At 59.4% G+C, this 1,139-nt stretch carries 1 protein-coding gene; it reads left to right on the top strand.

Going from position 1 to position 1,139, the window contains the following annotated elements; all coding sequences use genetic code 11:
- Positions 1–194: 194 nt before the first annotated feature.
- A complete protein-coding gene (locus tag IP76_RS21345) occupies positions 195–890 on the top strand; it encodes a hypothetical protein (RefSeq protein ID WP_156318684.1) in 696 nt (231 codons plus the stop codon).
- Positions 891–1,139: the final 249 nt, after the last annotated feature.

Raw genomic sequence — 1,139 nt, 5'->3', positions numbered from 1 at the left:
GGGAGAGCAGGGTCTGTATTGCGTAAAGTGGCTACGCAGCCTTCAGACCACCCTGTTTCAGAGCGGTTCATGCACCGACTGGCATCATTCTGCAGTCTTAACAATCAGCGCGGCACCACCAGAGCACCATTCTATAGCAAGGGTGCACCACTCGCCCGGTCTGTCTCCTCGCCCCTCCTGTCTCGGGCAAACCCGTGTGTTTATTGCTGTTGCTGGACATGGAAATCAAACTGATGTTGTTACTGACGTTGGCGGCAGCCGGCTTGCACGAGACCGGGGCGGCATGCCCTGATGAGACCAGCCAGATGGCTGCCATCTTCAGCGGCGACCCTGCCATTCTCAGGGTGGAGGATGTGTCTGGAGACTGCGAGTGCTGCAAGCACAAAGTCACACTCGCCACCTGCACCGGCGCATGCGCGTTGGCACGCAAGCGCAAGGCCCAGGCGCTGGCTGCGGTGCTGGCAGACTGGGCGGGGCCCGACAATCGGGTGTCGGTCGTGCTTGGCGGGAGCGAGGTCGCGCCTGCAGCTGCGCCCCAGAATGGCGCTGCCGCCGTGACCCTGCTGAACCTGACCCTGTCGGGCAATGTGCACTACATGCGGACCGAGCGGCATGCAACAGTGAGCAGCGCCTACCCGTTTGAACAGCACTTCATCTTCAGGCCCGCGCTGGTTCAAACCAAGGGCGGATTCATGACCATGGGAAGCCGGACCGACTCCTCTGTGCAAACTTACGCAACTCTCGGTGTGGGTGAGCTGGTGGACGAGTTCCTGCAGGGCTTTGGCAGGGTGCTGTTTAGCGACATGCCGGTGCAGCGCCCCTCGTACCGCTTCTTCTCAACAGCGATTGCTGCCGGCGCAAAGTGCACTCCCGCCAATGGGCCGTTTTGAGCAAGGCAGGCCATTCTTGAGCACAACTTTCTCCCTGAGCCAATGTTGTAAGCTAGTAGGCTCTGCTGTTGGCAGCTGCCAGGTTCCCGTGAATTTGTGGCTGTCTATACTGCAGACAGCTGCCTGCGGCCAGTCAAAACCCTGATTTATCTGGCCTGCCCGCAACGCGACACTGCCTGGCACCCGGTACTACAGCAATCACAAGTTCCAAAGCTTGGTCCATGCGCTAATAGTTACATGTAATGATGC

Source organism: Rhizobium sp. AAP43, assembly GCF_001296045.1.
In the GTDB taxonomy this organism is placed as follows: Bacteria; Pseudomonadota; Alphaproteobacteria; order Rhizobiales; family Rhizobiaceae; genus Allorhizobium.
This window is presented reverse-complemented; position numbering and strand designations above follow the sequence as displayed.